This is a genomic window from Polycladidibacter stylochi, from assembly GCF_001562055.1.
In the GTDB taxonomy this organism is placed as follows: domain Bacteria; phylum Pseudomonadota; class Alphaproteobacteria; order Rhizobiales; family Stappiaceae; genus Pseudovibrio; species Pseudovibrio stylochi.
Map to the genome: position 1 here is coordinate 1 of NZ_LLWE01000017.1, position 1,189 is coordinate 1,189.

General features: G+C 49.5%; 1 pseudogene. It reads left to right on the forward strand.

Going from position 1 to position 1,189, the window contains the following annotated elements:
• Nucleotides 1–70 precede the first annotated feature (70 nt).
• Nucleotides 71–1,158: pseudogene (locus tag AYK67_RS03205) on the forward strand (IS3 family transposase).
• Nucleotides 1,159–1,189: the final 31 nt, after the last annotated feature.

The window sequence follows — 1,189 nt, forward strand, 5'->3', positions numbered from 1 at the left end:
GGTATTCCCCCCGGAAATTGATTGAGTTTAAAAGTAGAGATATTGTTGCCTCATATTGAGGACTAGTTTTATGAAGAAATCTCGGTTTAGCGACGCGCAGATCATTTCAATATTGAAGCAAGGGGAAAGCGGCGTACCGGTGGCCCAGCTTTGCCGTGAACATGGCATGAGCGCTGCAAGCTTTTACAAATGGCGCTCTAAATACGGTGGCCTTGATGCGCCGATGATCCAGTCGATGAAGTCTACGGAAGACGAACTTCACCGATTTAAGAAGATGTATGCCGAGCTGTCGCTGCAAAATGAGCTTTTGAAGGAAGCGCTGGGAAAAAAGCCCTAAAGCCATCTCAACGCAAGGAGATGGCTGTGCTTGCTGTCGAAGAAAAAGGCGTTTGCATTTCTCTGGCGTGTCGCACGTTTGGTGTGAGTGAGCGCTGTTATCGTTACAGGCGACTTTTGAATAACGACAATGCTCTGATTGCCGATTGGCAGGTGCGGCTAACAACCGCCAACCGGACTTGGGGTTTCGGCCTATATTTCCTATACTTACGCAATATCAAAGGGTTCGGTTAGAACCACAAACGGGTCTATCGCATTTACAGGGAATCGGAACTCAACCTGAGGATCAGGCCGCGCAAACGTTTGAAGCGGGCGAAACCAGATAAGTTGGCGGTTCCAGCACGGGCCAATCAAGTTTGGTCTATGGATTTCATGTCAGATCAACTGGAGGATGGCAGGTGGTTCAGAACGCTCAACATTCTTGATGATTTCAACCGGGAAGGATTAGCTATTGAAGTGGATTTCTCTCTTCCCGCACTGCGGGTGGTGCGGGCGTTGAGCCAAGTGATTGAATGGCGGGGCAAGCCCAAAACCATACGTGTTGATAATGGGCCGGAAAACATCAGTGAAACCCTGTTAAATTGGGCCAAATCTCAAGGGATCCAGATCCTGCATATTCAACCTGGAAAGCCGGCACAGAACGCCTATGTGGAACGTTACAACAGAACTGTTAGGCAGGAATGGCTGGATCAGACGTGCTTTGAAAGCATCGAGCAGGCGCAAACGGAAGCCACAGACTGGCTCTGGACATATAACAACGAACGGCCCAACATGGCCATCGGCGGCATAACACCTGCCACTAAACTAAAACTGGCAGCGTAACTCTACAGCCAAGCTCCTCCAAAAATGGGGG